The 22,451-nt window shown below is 62.1% G+C and carries 23 protein-coding genes and 2 pseudogenes; 17 read left to right on the top strand and 8 right to left on the bottom strand.

Annotation, left to right across the window (positions count from 1 at the left end; genetic code table 11):
* Nucleotides 1–16 precede the first annotated feature (16 nt).
* Complete coding sequence (ychF, locus tag JMV54_RS08130; protein WP_201518410.1) at nucleotides 17–1,090, top strand: redox-regulated ATPase YchF; 1,074 nt, start codon at nucleotides 17–19, stop codon at nucleotides 1,088–1,090.
* A 153-nt stretch (nucleotides 1,091–1,243) separates the two neighbouring features.
* Nucleotides 1,244–2,224 carry an NAD(P)-binding domain-containing protein gene (locus tag JMV54_RS08125; RefSeq protein ID WP_201518409.1) on the top strand — a complete coding sequence of 327 codons (981 nt, stop codon included), beginning with the start codon at nucleotides 1,244–1,246 and terminating at the stop codon, nucleotides 2,222–2,224.
* 78 nt (nucleotides 2,225–2,302) lie between these two features.
* Here JMV54_RS08125 and JMV54_RS08120 read toward each other — a convergent pair whose 3' ends face one another.
* From JMV54_RS08120 to JMV54_RS08100, 4 genes and pseudogenes are all read right to left on the bottom strand, one after another.
* Nucleotides 2,303–4,195, bottom strand: a complete 1,893-nt coding sequence (locus JMV54_RS08120; protein WP_201518408.1) for a heavy metal translocating P-type ATPase — start codon at nucleotides 4,193–4,195, stop codon at nucleotides 2,303–2,305.
* The gene (gene cmtR, locus JMV54_RS08115) at nucleotides 4,192–4,551 is read right to left on the bottom strand and encodes a Cd(II)/Pb(II)-sensing metalloregulatory transcriptional regulator CmtR (RefSeq protein WP_201518407.1); all 360 of its coding nucleotides are present in this window, start codon (nucleotides 4,549–4,551) and stop codon (nucleotides 4,192–4,194) included. Before cmtR ends, JMV54_RS08120 begins: the two co-directional genes overlap by 4 nt.
* Before the next feature lie 265 nt (nucleotides 4,552–4,816).
* Nucleotides 4,817–5,429, bottom strand: a pseudogene (locus tag JMV54_RS08105) (multicopper oxidase domain-containing protein); the annotation flags it as partial.
* A 70-nt stretch (nucleotides 5,430–5,499) separates the two neighbouring features.
* On the bottom strand, nucleotides 5,500–6,075 hold the full coding sequence (locus JMV54_RS08100) for a CueP family metal-binding protein (RefSeq protein WP_230972875.1): 576 nt from the start codon (nucleotides 6,073–6,075) through the stop codon (nucleotides 5,500–5,502).
* 403 nt (nucleotides 6,076–6,478) lie between these two features.
* Between JMV54_RS08100 and JMV54_RS08095 the strand changes: the two genes are divergently transcribed.
* The 10 genes and pseudogenes from JMV54_RS08095 to JMV54_RS08050 all read left to right on the top strand — a co-directional run bounded on the left by JMV54_RS08095 (nucleotide 6,479) and on the right by JMV54_RS08050 (nucleotide 14,469).
* On the top strand, nucleotides 6,479–7,201 hold the full coding sequence (locus JMV54_RS08095) for a response regulator transcription factor (protein ID WP_201518405.1): 723 nt from the start codon (nucleotides 6,479–6,481) through the stop codon (nucleotides 7,199–7,201).
* A complete protein-coding gene (locus JMV54_RS08090; protein ID WP_201518404.1) occupies nucleotides 7,198–8,325 on the top strand; it encodes a sensor histidine kinase in 1,128 nt (375 codons plus the stop codon). The genes JMV54_RS08095 and JMV54_RS08090 overlap by 4 nt, the downstream gene beginning before the upstream one ends.
* A 102-nt stretch (nucleotides 8,326–8,427) precedes the next feature.
* Nucleotides 8,428–8,754: a heavy-metal-associated domain-containing protein gene (locus JMV54_RS08085; protein WP_150387010.1), complete on the top strand. Its 327-nt coding sequence runs from the start codon at nucleotides 8,428–8,430 to the stop codon at nucleotides 8,752–8,754.
* A 51-nt stretch (nucleotides 8,755–8,805) separates the two neighbouring features.
* The gene (locus JMV54_RS08080; RefSeq protein WP_414146393.1) at nucleotides 8,806–11,040 is read left to right on the top strand and encodes a copper-translocating P-type ATPase; all 2,235 of its coding nucleotides are present in this window, start codon (nucleotides 8,806–8,808) and stop codon (nucleotides 11,038–11,040) included.
* A 48-nt stretch (nucleotides 11,041–11,088) separates the two neighbouring features.
* Nucleotides 11,089–11,774, top strand: a pseudogene (locus JMV54_RS10770) (DUF305 domain-containing protein).
* Between the two features lie 352 nt (nucleotides 11,775–12,126).
* The gene (locus JMV54_RS08070; protein WP_201518403.1) at nucleotides 12,127–12,456 is read left to right on the top strand and encodes a nucleotidyltransferase family protein; all 330 of its coding nucleotides are present in this window, start codon (nucleotides 12,127–12,129) and stop codon (nucleotides 12,454–12,456) included.
* The gene (locus tag JMV54_RS08065) at nucleotides 12,453–12,788 is read left to right on the top strand and encodes a HepT-like ribonuclease domain-containing protein (protein ID WP_201518402.1); all 336 of its coding nucleotides are present in this window, start codon (nucleotides 12,453–12,455) and stop codon (nucleotides 12,786–12,788) included. Before JMV54_RS08070 ends, JMV54_RS08065 begins: the two co-directional genes overlap by 4 nt.
* 265 nt (nucleotides 12,789–13,053) lie before the next feature.
* On the top strand, nucleotides 13,054–13,554 hold the full coding sequence (locus JMV54_RS08060; RefSeq protein ID WP_201518401.1) for a hypothetical protein: 501 nt from the start codon (nucleotides 13,054–13,056) through the stop codon (nucleotides 13,552–13,554).
* Between the two features lie 288 nt (nucleotides 13,555–13,842).
* Nucleotides 13,843–14,109, top strand: a complete 267-nt coding sequence (locus JMV54_RS08055) for a HigA family addiction module antitoxin (protein WP_201518426.1) — start codon at nucleotides 13,843–13,845, stop codon at nucleotides 14,107–14,109.
* A gap of 51 nt (nucleotides 14,110–14,160) precedes the next feature.
* Nucleotides 14,161–14,469: a nucleotidyltransferase family protein gene (locus JMV54_RS08050; RefSeq protein ID WP_230972874.1), complete on the top strand. Its 309-nt coding sequence runs from the start codon at nucleotides 14,161–14,163 to the stop codon at nucleotides 14,467–14,469.
* 119 nt (nucleotides 14,470–14,588) lie between these two features.
* Here the strand turns inward: JMV54_RS08050 and JMV54_RS08045 are convergent, their stop codons facing one another.
* Nucleotides 14,589–15,008: a hypothetical protein gene (locus JMV54_RS08045; protein WP_201518400.1), complete on the bottom strand. Its 420-nt coding sequence runs from the start codon at nucleotides 15,006–15,008 to the stop codon at nucleotides 14,589–14,591.
* 363 nt (nucleotides 15,009–15,371) lie between these two features.
* Between JMV54_RS08045 and JMV54_RS08040 the strand changes: the two genes are divergently transcribed.
* Both JMV54_RS08040 and JMV54_RS08035 read left to right on the top strand, forming a co-directional pair.
* Nucleotides 15,372–16,001, top strand: a complete 630-nt coding sequence (locus tag JMV54_RS08040; protein WP_201518399.1) for a DUF2625 family protein — start codon at nucleotides 15,372–15,374, stop codon at nucleotides 15,999–16,001.
* Between the two features lie 306 nt (nucleotides 16,002–16,307).
* A complete protein-coding gene (locus JMV54_RS08035) occupies nucleotides 16,308–18,005 on the top strand; it encodes a hypothetical protein (protein ID WP_201518398.1) in 1,698 nt (565 codons plus the stop codon).
* A gap of 26 nt (nucleotides 18,006–18,031) precedes the next feature.
* On the opposite strand, the gene JMV54_RS08030 is transcribed toward JMV54_RS08035, so the two are convergent.
* Nucleotides 18,032–18,988: a DUF1963 domain-containing protein gene (locus JMV54_RS08030; RefSeq protein ID WP_201518397.1), complete on the bottom strand. Its 957-nt coding sequence runs from the start codon at nucleotides 18,986–18,988 to the stop codon at nucleotides 18,032–18,034.
* A gap of 272 nt (nucleotides 18,989–19,260) precedes the next feature.
* On the opposite strand from JMV54_RS08030, the gene JMV54_RS08025 reads away from it, so the two are divergent.
* Complete coding sequence (locus JMV54_RS08025; protein ID WP_230972604.1) at nucleotides 19,261–19,806, top strand: alpha/beta fold hydrolase; 546 nt, start codon at nucleotides 19,261–19,263, stop codon at nucleotides 19,804–19,806.
* A gap of 80 nt (nucleotides 19,807–19,886) precedes the next feature.
* Here the strand turns inward: JMV54_RS08025 and JMV54_RS08020 are convergent, their stop codons facing one another.
* Nucleotides 19,887–20,459: a hypothetical protein gene (locus JMV54_RS08020; protein ID WP_201518396.1), complete on the bottom strand. Its 573-nt coding sequence runs from the start codon at nucleotides 20,457–20,459 to the stop codon at nucleotides 19,887–19,889.
* Nucleotides 20,456–20,599: a ribbon-helix-helix domain-containing protein gene (locus tag JMV54_RS08015; protein ID WP_201518395.1), complete on the bottom strand. Its 144-nt coding sequence runs from the start codon at nucleotides 20,597–20,599 to the stop codon at nucleotides 20,456–20,458. Before JMV54_RS08015 ends, JMV54_RS08020 begins: the two co-directional genes overlap by 4 nt.
* Nucleotides 20,600–20,817: 218 nt before the next feature.
* On the opposite strand from JMV54_RS08015, the gene JMV54_RS08010 reads away from it, so the two are divergent.
* Nucleotides 20,818–21,300, top strand: coding sequence for a hypothetical protein (locus JMV54_RS08010; RefSeq protein WP_201518394.1), 483 nt, complete (start codon nucleotides 20,818–20,820; stop codon nucleotides 21,298–21,300).
* A gap of 79 nt (nucleotides 21,301–21,379) precedes the next feature.
* A complete protein-coding gene (locus JMV54_RS08005) occupies nucleotides 21,380–22,411 on the top strand; it encodes an LLM class flavin-dependent oxidoreductase (RefSeq protein WP_201518393.1) in 1,032 nt (343 codons plus the stop codon).
* Nucleotides 22,412–22,451 lie beyond the last annotated feature (40 nt).

Below are 22,451 nucleotides of genomic sequence, written 5' to 3'. Positions count from 1 at the left end.
GGTAGAATCGGTGCCTATGGCTCTTACTCTCGGAATTGTCGGTCTGCCCAATGTTGGTAAGTCGACGCTGTTCAATGCCCTGACCAAGAACACCGTGCTCGCGGCGAACTATCCGTTCGCGACGATTGAGCCGAATGTGGGTGTGGTTGAGCTGCCCGATGACCGTCTCGGCCGGCTCGCCGAGATTTTTGGTTCGGAACGCATCCTGCCGGCGACCGTGTCGTTTGTAGACATTGCCGGCATTGTGAAGGGTGCTTCGGAGGGCGAGGGGTTGGGGAACCAGTTCCTTGCAAATATTCGCGAGGCGGATGCGATTTGCCAGGTGGTGCGCGGGTTCAGCGACCCGGATGTGGTGCATGTGGACGGCAAGGTGTCGCCGGCGAGCGATATGGAGACGATTAATACCGAGCTGATTCTTGCCGACTTGCAGACGATCGAGAAGGCGCTGCCGCGCTATGAAAAGGGCGCGAAGCACAAAACGCTCGACCCGCAGATGTACAGCACCGCGAAGGAGGCGCTCGCGGTGCTTGAAGAAGGCAAGCTGCTGTCGATGAGTGATCTTGATCTTGAGCCGATTCGTGAGCTGGGGCTGTTGAGCGCGAAGCCGTTTATTTACGTGTTTAACGTGGATGAGGATGCGCTGGGCGATGAGGCGAAGCTCGCGGAGCTTGCCGCGCTGGTGGCGCCGGCGAAGGCGGTGTTTTTGGATGCGAAAACCGAGTCGGAGCTGATCGATCTGCCGGCTGACGAGGCGGCTGAGCTGCTTGCCTCGCTGGGGCAGGAAGAGTCGGGGCTTGACCAGTTGGCGCGCGTTGGGTTCGACACGCTGGGTTTGCAGACGTATTTGACTGCCGGGCCGAAGGAATCGCGCGCGTGGACGATCCGCAAGGGGTGGAAGGCACCGCAGGCTGCGGGTGTGATCCACACCGATTTTGAGCGCGGGTTCATTAAGGCTGAGGTCGTGTCGTTTGATGACCTGGATGCGGCCGGTTCGATGACGGATGCAAAGGCCGCCGGCAAGGTGCGCATGGAGGGCAAGGACTACGTCATGCAGGATGGCGACGTGGTCGAGTTCCGTTTCAACGTGTGATGCGGGGTGTTAAGAAGGAGATTGTTTCCTACCACTGACAAGCTCCCCCGCCCGTTGGTCAGCTCGCGGAGACACGACTGGGCGGGCATGTGCCCGGTGAGGTGAGAAGCGACACGGAGCGTTGCTTCCGGGAGACTATGGAGGGATGACCGAGTGGCTGAGCATCACACGGCCATCGTCGTCGGTGGTGGCCAGTCCGGCCTAGCCACGTCGTACTACTTGCGGCGCTTCAAAGTGGACTTCTTGGTCCTAGACAACCAACAGGAACCCGGTGGAGCGTGGTTGCACACGTGGCCGTCACTGACGCTTTTCTCCGCCGCGGAGTTCTCCAATCTGCCCGGCTGGCCTATGCCGCGGTACCCGGGGTACCCGCCGGCAAGCCATGTCATCGACTATCTGGAAAACTACGAAAAACGCTATGACCTCCCGGTTAGGCGCCCGGTGCACGTTCACAGCGTGTCCCATGAGGAAGGGATGTTCTACCTCAGTACGAGCGTCGGTCAATTCACAGCGGAACACGTTATCGCGGCTACCGGCACGTGGTCCGCGCCCTTCGTGCCCCACTATCCTGGCACCTTCCAGGGACGCCAGTGGCACTCGTCGATCTACCCCGGTCCCGAACCATTCTGCGGCGCGAAGGTCGCGGTGGTCGGTGGGGCGAACTCGGGTGCCCAGATCGCCGCAGACCTCATTGGGACGTCGGAGGTCACATGGTTCACACGTGAGCAACCGCGCTGGATGCCTGACGACGTCGATGGCCGCGATCTCTTTCTCAGCAGCCGCCGCCGGATTCTCGGTGGCGATTCCGGCCCGAACCTCGGGGACATTGTCGCGCTTCCTCATCTACGTGAGCTCCACGACTCCGACCAGCTCACCGCTACCCCCATATTCGATAGCTTGAGCGAGCTCGACCACGACCATCTGATCTGGTGCACTGGTTTCCGCCCGGCCCTCGGCCCATTCCGCCACCTCATGCGTGGCCGCGAAACCGCGGTGAAGAATCTGCATCTAGTTGGTTACGGCAACTGGACCGGCGACGGCTCGGCAACCCTGATGGGTGTCGGGCCCTTTGCCAAACACACTGCCCAGGTAGTCGCGGGCCGTGTCGATGAAGCTCGGCAGCAAAAGTTTTGAGATGACGCTTGGTCCCTGAGCAGCTCGATCCTTCGAAGATTCGCGTTGGAGGGCCAGCGCGCTGGGCGAAGGTGTGTCTCAGCGGTTCGCTTGCGCAGCCCGCAGGCCGTTCAAAATCACGATGACTTCGGCGACCTCGTGAACCAACACGACGGCGGCGAGGCCCAGCACACCGCTGATCGCCAGCGGCATCAACACGATGATGATGGCCAAAGACAGAACGATGTTCTGGTTAATAATCCTGCTGCCTCGGCGGGCGTGCTGCAGCGCCTGCGGGATCAGCCGGAGGTCGTGGCCGGTGAAGGCGACGTCAGCGGACTCGATCGCGGCGTCAGAGCCGGTCGCTCCCATCGCTATGCCCACCGTCGCGCCCGCCAACGCCGGCGCGTCGTTGATGCCGTCGCCGATCATCGCCGTCGGCGTCTTGGAAGAGAGTTCGGCGACGATGCTTGCCTTGTCCTCCGGGCGAAGCTCGGCGCGCACGTCGTCGATTCCGGCGATTTCAGCCAGCGCCCGGGCAGTGCGGGTGTTGTCGCCGGTGAGCATGCTCACTTCCACGTCGTGGGCGTGCAGGGTCTGCACGGCTTCGGGCACTTCGGGCCGCAGCTCGTCGCGCACCCCGATAGCCCCGGAGAGGGCATCATCGACGGTGACAAGGACGCAGGTCTGGCCCTCGGACTCCATGCGCTCAACGTCTGCCTTTAGTGGCCCGGCGTCGATCCACCGGGGGCTGCCCACCAGCACCCGTCGACCGTCGACGGTGCCGCCGATGCCATGTCCGGCTTCCTCGCTGATGTCCTGGGCGGCGGGCGCTTCGGGCACCGCTGCCGCGATCGCCGCGGCGAGGGGGTGCGTCGATTGCTGCTCAACTGCCGCCGCGAAGGCAAGCACCTGGGCCCGATCGAATCCCACTGCCGGGACCACGCCGGTAACCTCGGGCTGGTTGCGGGTGAGGGTTCCGGTCTTGTCCACCGCCAGGTGACGGATGCCGCCGAGCCGCTCGAACGCCGCGCCGGATTTGATGACCACGCCAAACTGGCTGGCCGCGCCGATCGCGGCCACGACCGTCAGCGGCACGGAGATTGCCAGCGCGCACGGCGACGCTGCGACCAGGACCACCAGTGCACGGGTGATCCACGTCTCGGGGTCGCCGAGCAGCGAGCCGATCACGCCGACCAGTACCGCGAGGATCATCACTCCGGGCACGAGGGGACGGGCAATCCGGTCGGCGATCCGGGCGCGGTCGCCCTTTTCCGCCTGCGCCTGCTCGACCAGGTCCACGAGTGTGGTCAATGAGTTGTCCGTTCCAGCTGCGGTCGTCTCGACCTCCAGCACACCGGCGGAGTTGATCGCTCCCGCGGGCACCTCGTCGCCGGGCGCGACCTCCTCCGGAATGGATTCTCCGGTGATCGCTGAGGTGTCAAGGCTGGAACGTCCAGACCGAATGATGCCATCCGTGGCGATCCGCTCCCCGGGGCGCACGAGCATCAACTCGCCAACCACGAGGTCCTTCGCTGCGACCTCGACCGCCGTGCCGTCGCGCAGCACCGTCGCGGTCTGCGGTACCAACTTCAACAGTGCCCGCAGCCCGCTCTGGGCCCTGTCCATGGCCTTGTCTTCCAGTGCCTCGGCGATCGAGTATAGGAACGCTAGCGCCGCGGCCTCTCCGACGAAGCCGAGGATTACCGCGCCAACCGCACTGATTGTCATCAGCAAACCAATGCCGAGCTTGCGCTTCGTGACAAGGTTCCGGATCGCTCCAGGTGCGAACGTGTATGCGCCCAGCAGCAGGCCAACCCAAAACAGTACCGTCGCGGGCGTCTCCTGCCCAGACCAGTCCAGCGCTAGGCCTATGCCGAGGGCTACGCCGGAGAAGATCGGCAGCAGCAGCTCGGGGTCCTTCCACCATGGTCGATCGCGCTCTTCGATCTCTTTGACGGGTTCGTGTTCGCATCCACACGCCGTGCTCATGCGTCCGCTCCTTTCACGCTGCAACCGGGCACCGAGCACTCAGGGTCGATGCACGGGGCGTTTTCGTCGACAGCCAACGTCGCGTTCACCAGCGCGTCGAGCGCTGCCGCGAGGTGCGGATCGGCGAGTTCGTAGCGAGTCTTGCGGCCCTCTGGCTCGGCGACGACGATGCCGCAGTCGCGCAGGCAGGTCAGGTGGTTCGAGACGTTCGAGCGGGTCAGATCCAAGCTGTCCGAGAGCACGGCCGGGTAGCTCGGGCCGTCAAGTAGGGCCATCAGGATTCGGGAGCGCGTCGGATCGGCCATAGCTCGGCCGAGCCGGTTCATGACGTCGAGGCGTGAAGCAATAGTCAGCATATGCTGAACTATACAGTATTCCCTAAACTATTCAGCACTCACTGAACTGACATCGAAACGAAGAGCTTGCGACCTGCAGGAATTACTCGATGGGGTAGCCGGTAACTGGGCTTTTGTGGTTCGGCTGCCAACCCAACGCGGGGGCGAGGTGCGTGGCGAAGTTGTCCAAGATCTTCACGTTGACGTCCACGCCCATCCCGGTGGGGATGATGTTGAACAGGGTGTCGGCGGACATGACGGCGGCGTCGGCTTTGAGCTGCTCAATGAGCTTGCCGGGCTCAGCGGCGGGAGTGTCCTGAATGCCATCGACCCAGTCGTCGAGCACGATGGTCCACTCGACGTCCTGGTCCCCAGCGTCTTGCGGGTCACGGATGATCAGTGGGGCGTGGAGGCCGCGATCAAGCTGCAGGCCGGTGTGGGAATGGTAGAAGTAGGTGCCGCCGTGGGGGACTTCAAAAACATAGGAGAAAGACTCGCCAGGTTCAATGGGGTCCTGGGTCATGTCGGGCACACCGTCGGCTGCGTTGTGGAGTGCGATGCCATGCCAGTGGATGGAGGTGCTCTCAGGCAGTTCATTGGTGAAATCGACCTGCAGGACGTCGCCGGCGGTGGCCTCAATGGCCGCATCCCCAGTGTCAGAGACGTATCCCCACGTGTTGGCTTCAATGCCCCCCGATATCCAGGGAGAGGGGCCGGGCGGTCAATGTCCGGCGCACCGTCGGCTCACCGAGCGCAGTGGGGGCGGGAGTGGGGCGAAGGGAGGGACCTGGTGCCGAGGCAGCGGGTCCAGGGTCGCAGGTGCAGGCGGCCACGGCCCCGGTGCCGGCGAGGACGAGCCCGCCGAGCAGAAACTGTCGTCGGGAAAACGCGTTCGTCATGATTTAACCTTCCTGGTGTAAGAACTCAGTGACACGGGAGACAGGCGCAGGTGAGGACCCTGCTGAGCCATCACGTCAGGCGCAGGTCTGTGACACAGGTGGCACCGTCGTCGGTGGTGGAAAACTCCGTGGTGCCGGTACGCCCCTGGTAGCTGACCTCAATCAGGCCGGTGATAGCATCGGGAAGCCAGAAGCCAATAAATCCGTTGTCGAAGGTGGTTGTCGCCTCGTCCACCAGCACCTCACTGGTCGCCTCATCGGTGATCGTGACCTGGATATCCTCATTGCTGAGTTCCCCCAGGCAGGTCGTGAGGCTGTGGTAGAAGCAGTCGTGGGTGGAGGTGAGATAGGGTGCGATCGAGACATACGTCTGATTGTCGGGAAGATCGACCACGACTTCCTGGTCACCGCTCGAGAGCAGCAGTTCATCGGCACGCACTGAGGCGATCAGATCCGTGGGACGCTCAGTGACCTTCTGCCGGTCGAGGTGATCAATGATCTCCACCGCGTCCATGTCGGCCAGGCCATGGGCAGTCAGGAATGTATCCTGGGACACCGTCCCGTCGGCCGTGGGTTCCGGGTCGGCGGCCGAACACCCCGTGAGGGCGAGGGCAAGGGCGGCGGCTGCGATCGCTGCTCGTTTCACGTCAATCTCCTTGGATCGTGGCAACACTGTGAGAAGACACCGCCTCAAGGTCGATGCCATACCTTTATCTAGCACGGGTGCCGGACGGACTAGAAATCAAAAACCCTGCTCACAGCCTTATAACAGGGCGAAAAGGGGGTGAATTCGGTGGGCTGGGTCACCACCGGAACACCACCCCACAGCCGTGGGCGATGTCCTTCCACCCGCCCCGGGTATGCGGTGTAGGCAGTGAAATCCCTGGTGGCGCCTGCTGAACCGACCAGGGAAGGCGATGCCGCCGGCCCGGGGTGGGGCACAGGGGTGACGGCGGTCGAAGGGCGATATTTGAAGATTTGATGAAGACTTCCCCGCCGGGCACTGAGCGAGGGTGGTATTCCCCCTGCCCGGAGCGATACTGGGGTCTATGGCTGACCACACACCGACCACCGCCACGCCCCCGGGGCGGGTGCTGGTCGTCGATGATGAACAACCCCTGGCTCAGATGGTGGCCTCCTACCTCATCCGGGCAGGCTTCGACACCCGCCAGGCGCACACCGGCACCCAGGCCGTGGACGAGGCCCGTCGCTTTTCCCCCGATGTTGTGGTGCTGGATCTGGGGCTGCCCGAACTCGACGGTCTGGAGGTCTGCCGACGGATCCGCACCTTCTCGGACTGCTACATCCTCATTCTCACCGCGCGTGGCAGCGAGGACGACAAGATCAGCGGTTTGACCCTGGGGGCGGATGACTACATCACCAAACCTTTTAGCATCCGGGAACTGGTGACCCGGGTGCATGCAGTGCTGCGCCGCCCGCGCACCAGCACCACCCCACCGCAGGTGACCACCCCCTTGATCGTTGGTGACCTCATCCTTGACCCCGTCGCCCATCAGGTGCGGGTGGGGGAGACGACCGTGGAGCTCACCCGCACGGAGTTCGAGCTGCTGGTTGCCCTGGCCCTGCGCCCCGGTCAGGCGCTGACCCGCCACGACCTGGTCACCGAGGTCTGGGACACCACCTGGGTCGGTGATGAACGCATCGTCGATGTCCACATAGGCAACTTGCGTCGCAAGCTCGGCACCGACACCCGAGGCCGGGGGTTTATCGACACCGTGCGTGGCGTGGGCTACCGGGTGGGGCAGCCATGAATCACGGACCCGGCCTGACCTTCCGCTTCCTGGCCGCCCAGGTGTTGGTCGTGGTGATTAGCCTGCTGGTGGCCGCGGCCGTGGCCACGACGGTGGGCCCGACCCTGTTCCATGATCATATGTTGATGGCCGGCCGGAAGGACCCCTCGCTAGAGCTGTTCCATGCCGAGCAGGCCTACCGGGACGCCAACCTGATCACCCTGGCCGTCGCCCTGCCCACTGCCTTGATCAGCGCCCTACTGGCCAGCCTGTGGTTATCGCGTCGCCTGCGCACCCCCCTGCAGGATCTCACCCGCGCCGCTACCAGCCTGGCGGCCGGTAACTCCCGTATCCGCGTGCCCGCCGGAGAAGCAGGCCCCGAGGTCGCCACCCTGGCGCATGCCTTCAACACCATGGCCGACCGGCTGGAACACACCGAACAGGTACGCCGCCAGATGCTCTCTGATCTGGCCCACGAAATGGGCACCCCCTTATCGGTGCTCACGGTCTACCTCGATGGTCTCCAGGACGGGGTCGTGGACTGGAATAATGCCAACCACACGATCATGGCTGACCAACTCACCCGCCTGACCCGGTTGATGGGAGACATTGACGATGTCTCCCGGGCCCAGGAACACCGGATCGATTTGGACCTGGCAGAGGAAGGGCTCGGGGATCTGCTCCATACCGCCGCTGCTGCCACGGGGGAAGCTTATGCTGACAAAGGCGTCGATTTACAGGTCGAGACCATTACGGACACCGCCCGGGTGGTCGTGGACCGGCAACGCTTCGGCCAGGTGATGAGCAATCTCCTGTCGAACGCGCTACGGCACACCCCGGCCGGCGGGCAGGTCCGGATCAGCGTCCACCGACAGGGGGCGTCCACCGCGCTCATCCACGTCGCCGATGACGGCGAGGGCATCCCACCTGGCCAGCTCGGACACATCTTCGAACGCTTCTACCGGGGGGATGCCGCCCGCAGCCGGGACAACGGCGGGTCCGGTATCGGTCTGACCATCTCCAAGGCATTGATCGAGGCCCACGGCGGCACTCTCACCGCCACCTCCCCCGGACCCGGTCGCGGAGCGGTGTTTGTCCTCCGCCTCCCGCTGTCCCCTCCCGACAGTGAGGAGGCTGCTCAGTGACCACACCCTGCCCCGCGTGAGAGCCGTGCCGTCCACTCCTTGAAAGGGGTATATGCCAAAGAGCGGCATCGCCGCACCCCACCGAACCGAAGGAGCTTTCCCATGATCACCTCCCCGCCCCGCCTCTTGCCGATGGCCTCCCACGGCTGCAGCTGTTGCGGACCTGCCTCACGTGCCGACACCGCCTCCATCCCTGCCGCCAGCGACTCGTCAGCAGGAGGGGCCTCCCCTAGCTACCAGGTCACCGGCCTGACCTGCGGCCACTGCGCGAAAAGCGTGACCCAGGCCCTTCAGGCCCTCCCCCAGGTCGACGACGTCCAGGTTGATCTCGCTGCTGGTGGTGTTTCCACCGTCACGGTCACCGGTGTCGTACCTCCGGAGATGGTTCGCCGGGCCATCGAGGAGGCCGGCTACACCGTCTTATCCTGATCAGTTTTACCCATCATCTCGACCCCGACCGGGTTGAGCGAAAGGAACGTCATGAGCACTCCCCACCATTCCAGCAAGCACCATGGTGATCACCCCGCTCCGGAAACAGGCCACACCCACCACCCGGATCATGCCAGCCACGAACACCACGCAGATGCCGACACCCACGGCCAGGCGATGCCCCACGATCACCCGCACTCCGCCATGGACGAAGACCACCAAGTTCATAGTCACGGCGAACACGCCGGACACAGCACCGCAATGTTTCGGGACCGCTTCTGGTGGTCGCTGATTCTGTCCATTCCCGTCATTATTTTCAGCCCCATGGTCGCCCAGCTGCTCGGCTACCACCTCCCGGCATTCCCCGGATCCACCTGGATCCCCCCGGTGCTGGGCACGATCATCTTCGTCTACGGCGGAACGCCTTTCCTCAAGGGCGGATGGAAAGAATTGAAATCCCGCCAACCCGGGATGATGCTCCTGATCGCCATGGCCATCACCGTGGCGTTTGTCGCCTCCTGGGTCACCACTCTGGGGCTGGGCGGTTTTGAGCTGGACTTCTGGTGGGAGCTGGCTCTGCTGGTGACCATCATGCTGCTGGGCCACTGGCTGGAGATGCGCGCTCTCGGGGCCGCGTCCTCCGCGCTTGACGCGCTGGCTGCCCTGCTGCCGGATGAGGCCGAGAAAGTCATCGACGGGACCACCCGCACCGTGGCCATCTCCGAGCTGGTCGTCGACGACGTCGTGCTGGTGAGGGCCGGTGCCCGGGTGCCGGCCGACGGTACCATCCTCGACGGAGCCGCCGAATTCGATGAGGCGATGATCACCGGCGAATCCCGTCCCGTCTTCCGCGACACTGGTGACAAGGTGGTCGCCGGTACCGTGGCCACCGACAACACCGTCCGCATCCGGGTGGAGGCTACCGGCAGGGACACCGCCCTGGCCGGGATCCAACGCATGGTTGCCGACGCTCAGGAGTCCTCCTCCCGGGCCCAGGCCCTGGCGGATCGGGCGGCGGCGTTGTTGTTCTGGTTCGCGCTGATCTCCGCTCTGATCACCGCGGTGGTGTGGACCATCATCGGCAGCCCGGACGATGCCGTGGTGCGCACGGTCACGGTGCTGGTCATCGCCTGCCCGCACGCCCTGGGCCTGGCGATTCCGCTGGTCATTGCGATCTCCACCGAGCGGGCCGCGAAATCCGGGGTGCTCATCAAGGACCGGATGGCGCTCGAGCGGATGCGCACCATCGACGTGGTGCTCTTCGACAAAACCGGCACCCTGACCGCGGGTGCGCACGCGGTCACCGATGTCGCGGCAGCTGTCGGCGTCACCGAGGGCGAGCTGCTGGCCCTGGCTGCCGCTGCGGAGGCCGACAGCGAGCACCCCGTGGCCCGCGCCATCGTGGCGGCCGCGGCCGCCCATCCCGAGGCCTCCCGTCGGCAAATCCGTGCAACTGGTTTCAGCGCCGCCTCCGGCAGGGGAGTCCGGGCCACTGTCGATGGCGCTGAGATCCTCGTGGGCGGGCCGAACATGCTGCGCGAGTTCAACCTCACCACCCCGGCCGAGCTCACCGACACCACCAGCGCCTGGACCGGGCGTGGGGCCGGTGTGCTCCATATTGTCCGCGACGGTCAGATCATCGGTGCGGTGGCCGTCGAGGACAAGATCCGCCCCGAATCCCGCGCCGCCGTGAAAGCCCTGCAGGACCGCGGGGTGAAGGTCGCGATGATCACCGGTGACGCGCAGCAGGTGGCCCAGGCAGTTGGCCAGGACCTGGGGATCGATGAGGTCTTCGCCGAGGTCCTGCCCCAGGACAAGGACACCAAGGTCACCCAGTTACAGGAGCGTGGCCTGAGCGTGGCCATGGTCGGCGACGGTGTCAACGACGCCCCTGCTCTGACCCGCGCGGAGGTCGGTATCGCCATCGGGGCCGGCACGGATGTGGCCATGGAATCCGCCGGAGTGGTCCTGGCCAGTGATGACCCGCGGGCGGTGCTGTCGATGATTGAGCTCTCGCAGGCCAGCTACCGCAAGATGATCCAGAACCTCATCTGGGCCTCTGGCTACAACATCCTCGCCGTGCCGCTGGCCGCCGGCGTGCTCGCCTCGATCGGGTTCGTGCTGTCCCCGGCCGTGGGCGCGATCTTGATGTCTGTTTCGACCATCGTGGTGGCCCTGAACGCCCAGCTGTTGCGCCGCATTGATCTGGATCCGGCTCACCTGGCTCCGGCCGAGTCGAAGGCTGAACACACCACGCCTACTCCGGCATCCACCGCTGTCCACTGATCCACCACTTCTCTCCACTGCCCCCATATGACCCTGAACGGCTCGACCATGAAGCGCACCCTTGTTCTTTCCGCTATCGCCGTGGCCTCCACCCTGGCGCTGGCCGCCTGCGGTGAGGCCACCGAGTCAGGCAACACCGACGCCACCACCTCGACCACCAGCACTGCGACGACTAACGCTGAGACGACCGAGACCACCACGGCGAAGACTGAGGCGGACGGGGAGATCTCCGACGATCACAACGACGCGGACATCATGTTTGCCCAGATGATGATCCCTCATCACCAGCAGGCCGTGGAGATGAGTGAGATGCTCCTGGCCAAGGAAGGTATCCCCGCCCAGGCCGTGGAGTTTGCCCAGGGGGTTACTGACGCCCAGGGACCGGAGATTGACCGGATGAACGCCATGCTCGAGGCCTGGGGCCAGCAGCCGGTCACCGACTCTGGGGCATGGGCACCATGGACGAGATGGGTGGAATGGATCACAGCGAGATTGGTGGCATGAGCGGGATGATGAGCCAGGAGGATATGACAGCCCTTGAGGAGGCCCAGGGCACCGAGGCTGCCCGTCTATACCTGGAGCAGATGACCGCCCACCACGAAGGTGCGGTCGACATGGCCCGTGACGAGGTTGCTGACGGCCAGAATCCCCATGCGATCACCCTGGCCGAACAAATTATCAACGACCAGGAGGCCGAGATCGCCCAGATGCAGCAGATGCTCACCGCCCTATGACAGGTCCCCGTCTTCTTCTGATCCCGAGGACAGGCATCTGAAAAAGAGGGATAAGCGTGACGATTGCCACCTGCTGTGGGCGATGGGTCGTTGTCACCGCAGCGGGTGCACCGGGGTGGATGTTTTTTCTCCCTCTGGTCGCACCACTGAGGAAGGGAAAGCTCCTGTGTCCAGACCCTTGGAGGACTACGCATTATTGTCCGATACTCACACGGCCGCCCTGGTCTGCCGGCAGGGCAGCATTGATTGTTGGGGGTGTCCCCCGAGTAGTGGACACGGCGTTGGTGTGGAGTTCCGCTTCAACGTGTAGCGCGTCATGTCGACGTACTGTCAGGTCCGGTACCCTGGAAGCATGTTTGAGACCGTCATGACGCCCGAGTCGCTCGCGCTGCGCGAGCTCCTCGCCGCGCGTCGTGACGAGTTCCAGATGCTCCTCGACCGCTACGGCGCGACTAACCCGAAGCTGTTGGGGTCCGTCGCCCGCGGCACCGCGACTGCAGGATCGGACATCGACATCCTCGTCGAGATGGACCCTGCCGACGGGAACGTTCTGATGCGTGCATCCGGTCTGCTCGAGGAGACGCGCGCGTTGTTCGGGCGCGATGACATCGACGTGTTTCCTGCCCAACTGCTCAAACGTCCGGTCTCTGCCTCGGCGCTCGCCGAGGCAGTGCCACTGTGAGTCGCAGTCCGGAGCAGCCTATCGCTGATGCGCTAGAGGCAGTCGAGCGGTGCCAGAGGTACGTCGCTGCGCTGGACCGTGAGAGTGACATCGCGGAGATGGCAGAGGATGCGATCGAGCGGAATCTGCAGATCATCGGCGAAGCGGTGAACCACCTTCCCGATGAGATCACCGGGTCACACCCTGAGATCGCCTGGCCTCAGATTCGGGGTTTTCGCAACATCCTGGTGCACCAGTACTTCGGAGTCGACATCGACGTGGTCCGCGATGTCGTCGAGACTCATCTGCCGCCTCTGGCCGAGGCGTTGCGTGGGCACATTGCCACCGATTGAAAGCGCGGACCCAAAGGTTTTTCGGCTACCGAACGTGGTCGAGTTCCGGTTCAACGTGTAGCCGAGTGCGTCGTTCAGCCTCTGGCTGATCGGCTGAATGGCCGCTTGAGGGCGGCCCCGGAGTTCTCCGGCACCGCCCTTGTTATACTGCCGGGCGACGATGCCATCCATCTTTGGAACCACTAACTCACTGGGGCTCAGCCCGTCGAACTGGTTTTCGACGACCAGTCTCCGGTCACGGATGAGTAGGGGAAAAATCATGAGGTTGATTGATCCGAACGAGCTTTTCAGTTCTCTTGAGCAGCTTGATCCCGCCATCAAAAACAAAGCCAAGATCCCTGACATCGATGCAACGTACACCGAGTTCATTCATCGTTATGACGGGGTAAGTATCACGCCGGACATTGTTCTGTATGGCTATCAGAAGGTGCTCGAGTGGAATCGGCGAGCATGTGGCGACGGTTTGCCCGAAAATCTGTGGCTTATCGGGCAGTCGGGGCAGGGCGATGAGTGGTTCTTGAGTGCACTGCACAAGACAGTGTTCTTTTTCGACCACGACCAGGGGGAGTACGGAGGGCCAGAGAGCTTCCTCGATCTGAAAATCGACTTCACTGGTTTTCTCAGGATGGGGTTCTTGTTGTCGGAGCTGGAAGAGAAGCTTGATGAGGGGCAGGAGATCAATGAATACGAGCAGGAAGTTTCGGACCTTCTGAACAGCATCCATTCGCAACTGAGTGAGAGGTATCCCTTCAACTATTTTGAATGATTGCACCTTGGTCTCAGTTCACGGTCGTTAGCGGAGACACGATGTCGACGCCTGTGGCAAGTGCGCGGGTGTGGGCGTCCTTGACGGCATCGACCAAAACAGAAGTATCGCGGTGCTCGGGATCTGTGGCGCCGAAAAGACGTTAATCAGCTTGGGAACGTCGTCGAGCTCCGGTTTAACGTTTAGCGATCTTGGAGCGTCTCGTCGGCGACCGGCGCGGGCAGTGCAACATCCGCGTGCACGCACAATGGTGTATGTGCTTCGCCGGGAGGGATGGAGGTGCAGACGATGCCGAACTCGTCGAAGGCCGACCTGATCGAGCCGGTCCACCCGGGAGAGATCCTGATGGAGGACTTCATCGAGGGGCTCGGCATCACCCAGCACAAGCTCGCCGTTTCGATCGGGGTGCCGCCCCGTCGGGTCAACGAGATCGTGCATGGCAAGCGCGCCATCACTGCTGGCGGCGTCACCAACCGCGCAGTTCTTTGCCCCGACGGTGTATTGATCTCGGTCGATGCGAGACATCGGTCGGACTTGACAGTAAACCTGTCGTGACCGAGCCTGGCTCACCGTTCTGCTGGTAGGTGACGTTCGTATACTGGCCCCATGACTGTCACTGCAGGCATGGATCTCGACGCCATCCGTCGCGCCGCTGAGCGCCACGGCGTGGCAGAATTAGCACTGTTTGGATCCGTCGTCACCGGAGACTTTGGCACCGACAGCGACATCGACTTCCTCGTCGACTTCCTTCCCGGACGGCCGGATCCGTTTGAAGACTTCTGCGCGCTGCATGACGATCTTCGTGCCATCGTTAAGCGCGATGTCGATCTGGTTGTGAAGCGAGCAATCCGCAATCCCTACTTTCGTGAGTCGGCCCTCGGCCAGGCAGAGACTGTCTATGTTGCCGACGTCTAAGGCCCACTTATGGGATGCCCATCCGGCATGCTTGGCTGCGCTATCCTTCGTCGAGGGGATCGTCATTATGTAGCGCAAGCTCGCTGTATGCATTGTGTCGAGTCGCTAATGGGCAACTTTTAATTATTCTTCAACTGTTGCTCTGCCGCTTGCAAAGCTTGTTTCAGAATGGTTATGTCACTTTCCGGAACTTTCCAAGTGTTCGTCATCTTTGGATGATCTAAGCAGCGATTCAAGGACTCGATGATCAGTTCAAGTCGTTGATTGTAATCACCATCGAGGAAAGACTGATAATCGATTTTCAGTCGAAACTCAAGATCCTGTTGTTTATTGTTGCGTCGTGCAATCTCGGGGAGTTTCATCGTCTTCATAACTGGCCCCTCAAGCATTGCGATGTATGACCAGTACCAATCTTTATATGCATCAGAAAATTGTTTGCCCTCAATATATGAGTTAACTATTCTCTCAATCTCATTTGCGATCTTGCTATATACGTGCCCTGCGGTATGCTCTGCTTCAGCGGAATTCCACAATCTCATTTAGCGTTGCCTCTGGTGTCTTTGTGTCATGCTGACGTGAATTGTTTAATATTGGTCGAAAACGATGGGTATTCGTTTTGATTAGGTGTTGCGTTATGTTGCCATTGATATGTTCGTTACACTTGAAAACTTCACAAGCATCCCTGGCGTGCGTCATATGGTTGTCACGCGTAGCAGCGTAGGGGTATTTACTCCACGTGCGTAGTAGTGTCCTATAAGTGTTCCAAGCAGCGTTGCCGTCAGTTGATTGGTGGCAATGTAGCAAATGAATTTGCGGTGAAACTTTGTGGAGTCTTGCTGTAGTATGCAGCTGGTGCTCACCGCTCGTCCTTGAAGATGAGCCTGCTAAGTGAAGGAATCGCCATGCTCGACATCGAACGCCTCATCGCCGTCGACGATCCGGCCTGGCCCCATCTTCAGCAGGCGTTAGCCGAATCCGACGTCATCGCGCTTCCCGTCGACCCGGAGCGAGGGCAGCGTTCGCTGTGGGGGTTGCAGGTCAGTGCCGCGTCGACGATGGGGGCCGTCGCGCTGCACACCGGGGGCATCGTCGCCGACCACGGTTGGGTTCGTTTGTACGGCGGCGGCAGCGAGCATCTGCTGAGCATCGCTGAAGCGAACGGGCTGAGCGGCCCCGTTCCAGAACCGCCCGGTGCGCTCGTTGTCGGGCATGACGTCTTGGGTGGCCTGTTCGCCATCGACGGCGGTGCGCTGGGTGTTGCGCCCGGTGAAGTGTGTTACTTCGGTCCGGACACCCTCGCATGGGATGGACTCGGTGGCGGTTACTCGGCATTCCTACAGGCTGCGCTGAGCGGTGCGCTCGACGTGGTGTTCGAGGGGCTGCGCTGGCCCGGTTGGCAAGGCGAGGTGGCGCCGTTGGCGTTGTCACAGGGCATTGCCCTCTATCCTCCGCCCTCCACCGTTGAGGGCAGTGACGTGAGCAAGGCGTCAAGGTCGGTTGTCAGCATCCAGGAGTTGCTGGGTACTGCGTGACACGAGGGGCGGCGCTTCGTGTTCGAACTTAAGTACGTCACCCCGCGTGCTGGAACAGGGCACGATCGACCGGGCAAACCGGGTGGCATAACCGCGTGCCATGATTAGGTGACGGCCCTGATCTGAGGAACACACATGAGGCCCATTGACCGCTCGGTACAGATTTTTAAAGACCTCGGCTGGGACACAGCCGCTCGCGAAGATGCCCCCATCCTTTCGCTGGGGACAAATGACCAACAGCGTGCCGCGCTCGCGGGCCTGCAAAAGGGAGCTCCAAGCGTGGACGTTGACCCTGGGATGCTCGGCATGTTCGCCATTCGGTTGGGAGTGAACGGGCGGCGGGCAGCAGAACTGGCTAAGGGGTCAGACCAAGCGCTCTTGGACTGCCTTCTACAACGTGATGAGGACTTTGCGCTCGCATTTGCTGAACGCGCGTGCTGGCTGTGGGCGAATGCGGATGCAATGAGCGAAAACGTGGCCGTGGGTCTGATCCTCAAACACGGCTTGGAGATGCCCTACACACTTCCGTGCCTCGAAGCCTGGACCGTGACGGCTCACCAAGGACTCACAGGTCAAACACCTGGGCGCGGCTCATGGATTCCGTCCCTCGACGACCTGCGCCCATCATTTGCCACTCACCTGCGCGCCGCACTGGAGCTGGGCGGCTCCGTGGATGGCCCGTTGGGCGCAGTGCTCCTCATGGGGGTTCAACAGGGCCTCATCAGCCGTGATGACGCCCTGCAACTCGCCATCACCGGACTGGACACCGCCCCCAAGCCCGGGGACCGCAAGGAACTGGTGCGGATTATCAAGGAGGAGTTGAGCGTCCGCGATTCCGAGCTGTTGGACCGGGTGGCGGTGTTGGTTCCCGCGATCAGCGTGGGTGAGGGGCCGGTGGTGGAGGCGCTCGCACCTCGGCTCATTTCATTCGCCCCTCCCGAGGTGGTTGCTGAAGTGGCTCTACCTGCTCTGTACGCCAAAACAGTGAAGGCAAAGCGCGCGGTAGTTGAGGCGCTGGCAGGCAGGAAAGACTTGGAGTCTGAACAGATTCACCTGCTGGCAGACCGGGTGGGCGAGCTAGCCGTGGAGAAGAATGCGGCGCTAGCGAAGCAGGCACAACGGGTACTAGACGCCTGGGGAGTAGCGGCCCCCGAACCCGCTGCTGAAGAACTCCCCACGCGCAAGGCTTCGGATTCTAAATCCGAAGAGTTCAACGCCGAAGAACTTGACGCAGAGGAATTTCACCGCGTGTGGCCACCTGATGCGGGAACCGCTTCCCGCATCGATGACGGCGCCCAGATCAGTGCACACTGGGACGATCCTCATGCGAGTCACCGCAGGTTGATGTGCCACCTCACACTCCCCACGGGCCAGACAGTGAAACTCAGCACCTTCACGGGTGCATTCCTGAGTGAAGGATGGGTGCTGTCTACCGAGAATGAGCGAGTGTTCTTTGACGGCAAACAGATGGTTGCTGAACCGTTCGGCAATAAGGAACGCAATGCGTGGCAACGCCGGAAGAACAAGCGAATTACCGAGCAAAAAACGCGTTCAGACTCATTGTTTGGTGTGTGCTTGACCGATCTTGCGACCGACGGTGACGTGACTATCCCGCGCAACGACGTAGAGCAGTTGGTCGTCTCGGGAAAGCTCGGATGGGCCACCGTCCGAGCCGTGGTACCCCAACTGATACCGGGTGGGGCGTGGAGCCCCGCACGCGCCATTCACGATCTTGAGACGAAACCGGAACTCCTGCCCGCGTTGTGGCCGATGGTCACCGAACCGCTGGTTTTTGCTGCCGAGCACACGCCTGTGCCCAGGTGGGTTAACCGGGTGCTCGACGTGGTAACTGTGCACCACCAAATCCTTGCTGAAGCTACCCGCCGTGGTTACATTCCCGCGGACGCGTGGGATGGTCTGCACGCCTTTGCCTCGCAGAAAGGTTCGAGTGCTGCACTCAAAAAAGCGAGAACTCTCAGCGATGCACTCCACTCGCACTTGTGACGTTCTTATAGGTCACCCACTGGAAATTAGCCGCAATCCCAGTAAAAAACAGCACCATCCGTCGTGCCAGTATTTTCGGAGCGGTACACCACGGCCTCGCCCTCGTGCATTTTCTGCAATGCGTCCGGGTGCAGAAATACGTGGGCCACACCTAGATCGCCCCACATCGCTTCGAAGGGAAGCTCTTCTTCTTCCAGATATGTGGAATCAATCTCCAGGAAGTGAACGTACCCATCAGGCTGCGTAGGGTCTTGTGCGAAGGCTGGGAAACCGCCAAGCATAATGTTGCTTTGGTTACTGGCTGCGGCTCGCAACTCAACTAGCTCGTCAAAGTAGTCATCGTTATCAAAAAAGTCATCGTCCTTTTCGGACTCCCAAGCCTCGTACACTGCTTGGTCAGTGGGAGGGATCATTGCCACTGCGCTCGACAAAGAAATCGGCGAGTTCATAACCTCCCCAAGATCCTTGCTAAACGGGGAGCAATAATCCTCGTCCTGTTCATCGAATGCGGCAGGCTCCGCGGTATGAGGTCCAGGAAAGCTGTGGTTGCCAAACCCTTCCGCAGGCTCAGGGATGTAGCGAATTTCCATGCCGTCGCCAGACGAATTCGAATCAAATCCGCCATAGAGCGGATCAGCACCGACAAAGAGTTGAAAAATTCCTGACCCCGGAATCAATCCGCCGAGAGTTGCTTCGCTTTCCGATGCTCCCTCCGCACGCACATGACGGACAATATCGGCAAAATTTAGCTGAATGACATGGAGCAATGGCTGACCGCTCTTTGCGACGGGCCAGGCCGAACCTTCCGGAAGATACGGCCTGCCACCGAAGTACGAACCATGCTCGGTAGGAGTGCTGTTGGAGTAGGGAAGGGTTACGGCTGGTTTAGCAAGTTGGATTAGGCCATCAGCGTCTTCGGAGATGAGCTCTCCCGACTCGATCAGTGACCGTAGCGCTTGAACCTGTGCTGAGAACTCTGGCATGGTGGCTGGTTCTTCCTCTAGGGAAACAAGGTGGTTGATCAGGGATTGTACTTAAAAGAAAGAACGCTGCAGTAGATAGCCAGGGTTGTAAGTGGGATGCGGTGGATGAGCTACTGGAATGTCCCTATCCACCCCGTCGTGGTGCCTGTCCTGAGTCTGTTAGAGGCGGCGTTCTTTGCTCTGGGCGGGCTGTGTCTGGGGTGGTCGGATGGTTATAATCCGCACCGTTCGGGCCGGGGCACTCGTGGCAGTGCCGCATCCAGGTCGGGCAATTGCTTGACGACGGCCTTGGCCGCGACATCCGCGGGCTACGTGACTATTTTGCTACCGGTGGAAGCTACCTCGGAATCTGCATGGGCGCATATCTCGCGGGGAGCTCGCGCGAGCTGCTGCCAACGGCGCAAGCGTTACCGGGATATCGGGTGCTACTCGTGGACCAGCGGGGGCACGGTGCGAGTACACGGCTTCCCAATGACTTGTCGCGCGATGCCTTCGTCGGAGACGTCGTCGCAGTGCTCGAGGAGCTCGTCCCTCGGCAGCGCGCGGTGCTCGTCGGGCAGTCGATGGGAGCCCATACCGCGTTCCTCGTCGCGGTGGCACGACCAGACCTGGTCAAATGGCTCGTGATGCTGGAAGGGCATGTGAAAGGCAGCGGTGATCGGGAAGCTTTGATTCGGCGCAGGTCCCAGACCGACAGGATTGATCTCGATGGCGGTAGCCATGACGCGCACCTCGACGCCTTCGACATGTGGATCGACGCGCTCAGTCGCTGGCTGGACCGCCAGCGAACCGATGCCACGCACGACCACGGGCGCTGATGGTTCCCAGCCGGAGCTCGGTCGAGTTCCGCGTTAACGTGTGAGTCCCTGCCCCTGAGGGCTTCTCGACGATGGCCGACTCAGTCCTCATCGTGTCGCGTGTACCCGTAGGTGTCGGTCTGAGTCTCGTTGATCCAGATCTCAGCCTCCTGGCGGGGATCGTCCGGATGCTCCACGTGCAGGGTCCGGCCGTAGGCCTCATCCACCAGGGCCACGCGGAACCCGGCCCCTTCCAGCGGCTCCTTCAAGGCCTCCACATCCGCGGCCTCAAAGGCTATCACCGTGGACTCCTCCCGGCCGATATGCACACCCACGATCCCGTCGCCGACCAGATCTGCCCAGTCGCCGCTGTCCGAGGTTAGCCGCCTCTGCAGCCCCTGGCCCGCGAGCATCTGCGCGGTCTTCTCGACCTGCGGTGTGCACAGCAGCGGGGCCACCTGCACGGCACCGCTTTTCACCGGTAGCTCGCCTCGGACCTCTTCGAGGCCGAACTCCACGCCGGGGGAGTCTCCGGAGGTGACCGAGAGCCGACCGCCGGCGAACTCGGCCAGGTGAGTGCCGTCGTCGTGAGTGGACACCGAGGCGCCGAGCGCCTTCAGCAGTGCGATCCACCGCTCCGGGTTCGGGGTGGTGATGACGGGGTGCACGATCATGACTGCTCCTTCTGCAGGTACTCGGTCAGTGCCTTCTCGACGAGCGCGGACAGGCTGGTGTTCTCATCTACGGCGCGGTGCTTCACCTGTGTGACGAGCTCGCGCGGCAGATAGACGTTGAACTGGGACTTCTCGGTCATGGATAGGATGCTAGCACACTAGGTTTTGGGGTGGGCGCTGCACTGAAGTGGCGCCTCGGCTGCTGGGCTAACGCTCGCCACGGGGTCGCAGGCTCTTCGGACCCGCGACGCCATCCTCGTGGTGCCCGGCCACCGAGGTCCGGTCCGAACCATGCTCGGTGGGAGTGCTGTTGGAGTGGGGAAGGGTTACGCCTGGTTTAGTAAATAGGATGTGGTGCATGAGCTACAGGAATGTCCACATCAGCTCTGCTGCGGCGCTTGTCCTGAGTCTGTTAGGGACGGCGTTCTTTGCCATGGGGCGGATTATGTTCGGGGCGGGCGGCTGGATGGTGCTCTTCTCACTTCCAGTAGGGCTAATCGTTGCAGTTTCGCTTATTGGTCTGTGGTGTATCCCCGTGCGCAGCGTAAAGGAAAGGCCGTATAAGACCTTCGGGTGGCGCGAGTCCTGGGCCTTCATCGCGATGACCGTGTTTCTCTTCCTTGCTGGATTCTTCATCGTTGATGGCGGTGACACCCAGGAGAGCGTGAAATCCGCCTTCACTGTGTTTGTGGGGCGGGAGGCGCTAGAGCTTTCCTCAATATTGTTTTTGCTGTGTGGCCTTGGGGTGATTGTGTCCTACATCGTGGGCGTTGTTGTCGCGGTGATAGGACGCAGGGATGCCGCTAAAGAACGGACGTCGCTTTCTGGGTCTGCCGATTAACGCTGCTTGGCGTGGATTCGCTACGTGCGGTCTGGTGAAGCGTACTCGCTATGCTGTTGAGCATTCAATTAGGAGGATCGTGAAGCGCTTTGGATTCCTGAGTTTTGGTCATCACGGTCCGGAAGGTGACTCGTTTGACGCTCGAGCGTCGTTGCACAGCGCCATTGAGTTGTCCGTCGCCGCCGATGAGCTGGGTGTCAACGGCGCCTACTTCCGCGTGCACCACTTCGCCAGGCAGGCGGCCTCGCCGATGCCACTGCTCTCGGCGATCGCGGCGCGCACCACGCACATCGAGGTCGGCACCGGCGTGATCGACCTGCGCTACGAGAATCCGCTCTACTTGGCCGAGGAGGCTGCCGCACTCGATCTCATCGCCGACGGCCGCGTCGCCCTGGGCGTGAGTCGCGGGTCGCCGGAGCCCGCCGATCGTGGTTGGGAGGCATTCGGCTACACCGGCTCGACCGACCCGCGCGGGGCGGACATTGCGCGCGAGAAGTTCCCGCTGTTCATGGCGGCGATCCGCGGCGAGAAGGTGGTCGATGCCGATCCGAAGCAGTTCCCCGTCGGTAGCCGGCTCGGCATCCAGCCGCATTCGCCGGGCTTGGATCGTCGCATCTGGTGGGGTGCCGGAAGCCGGGACACCGCCGTGTGGAGTGCGCAGCAGGGGGTCAACCTCATGAGCTCGACGCTGCTTACCGAGGCGACCGGCGCGAGCCTGGGCGACCTGCAGGCTGAGCAGATCCAGCAGTACCGCGACGCTTGGGCCGAGGCCGGGCACGGGTGGGAGCCGCGCGTGTCGGTCAGCCGTTCGGTGTTCCCGATCGTGAGCGACCTTGACCGTCGTTACTTCGGCAGGGGCGGCCAAGGCCGTGACCAGGTGGGTGTCATTGACGGCTACACGTCGACGTTTGGCCGTACCTACGCGGACGAGCCGGACAAGCTCGTCGAACAGTTGCGGGCGGACGCAGCGGTGATGTCGGCGGACACACTCATGTTGACGATTCCCAACCAGGTCGGCACCCAGTACAACCTGCACGTGCTCGAATCGTTCGCGAAGTACGTTGCGCCCGAACTCGGCTGGGAGCCGGCGAACGCGTCGTCGAATCCTTGACGCCGCCCGCGTTTGACCTCCTCGATGGTCGCCTCGTGGA

This window comes from Gulosibacter hominis (assembly GCF_904842695.1).
Taxonomy (GTDB): Bacteria; Actinomycetota; Actinomycetes; order Actinomycetales; family Microbacteriaceae; genus Gulosibacter; species Gulosibacter hominis.
This window is presented reverse-complemented; position numbering and strand designations above follow the sequence as displayed.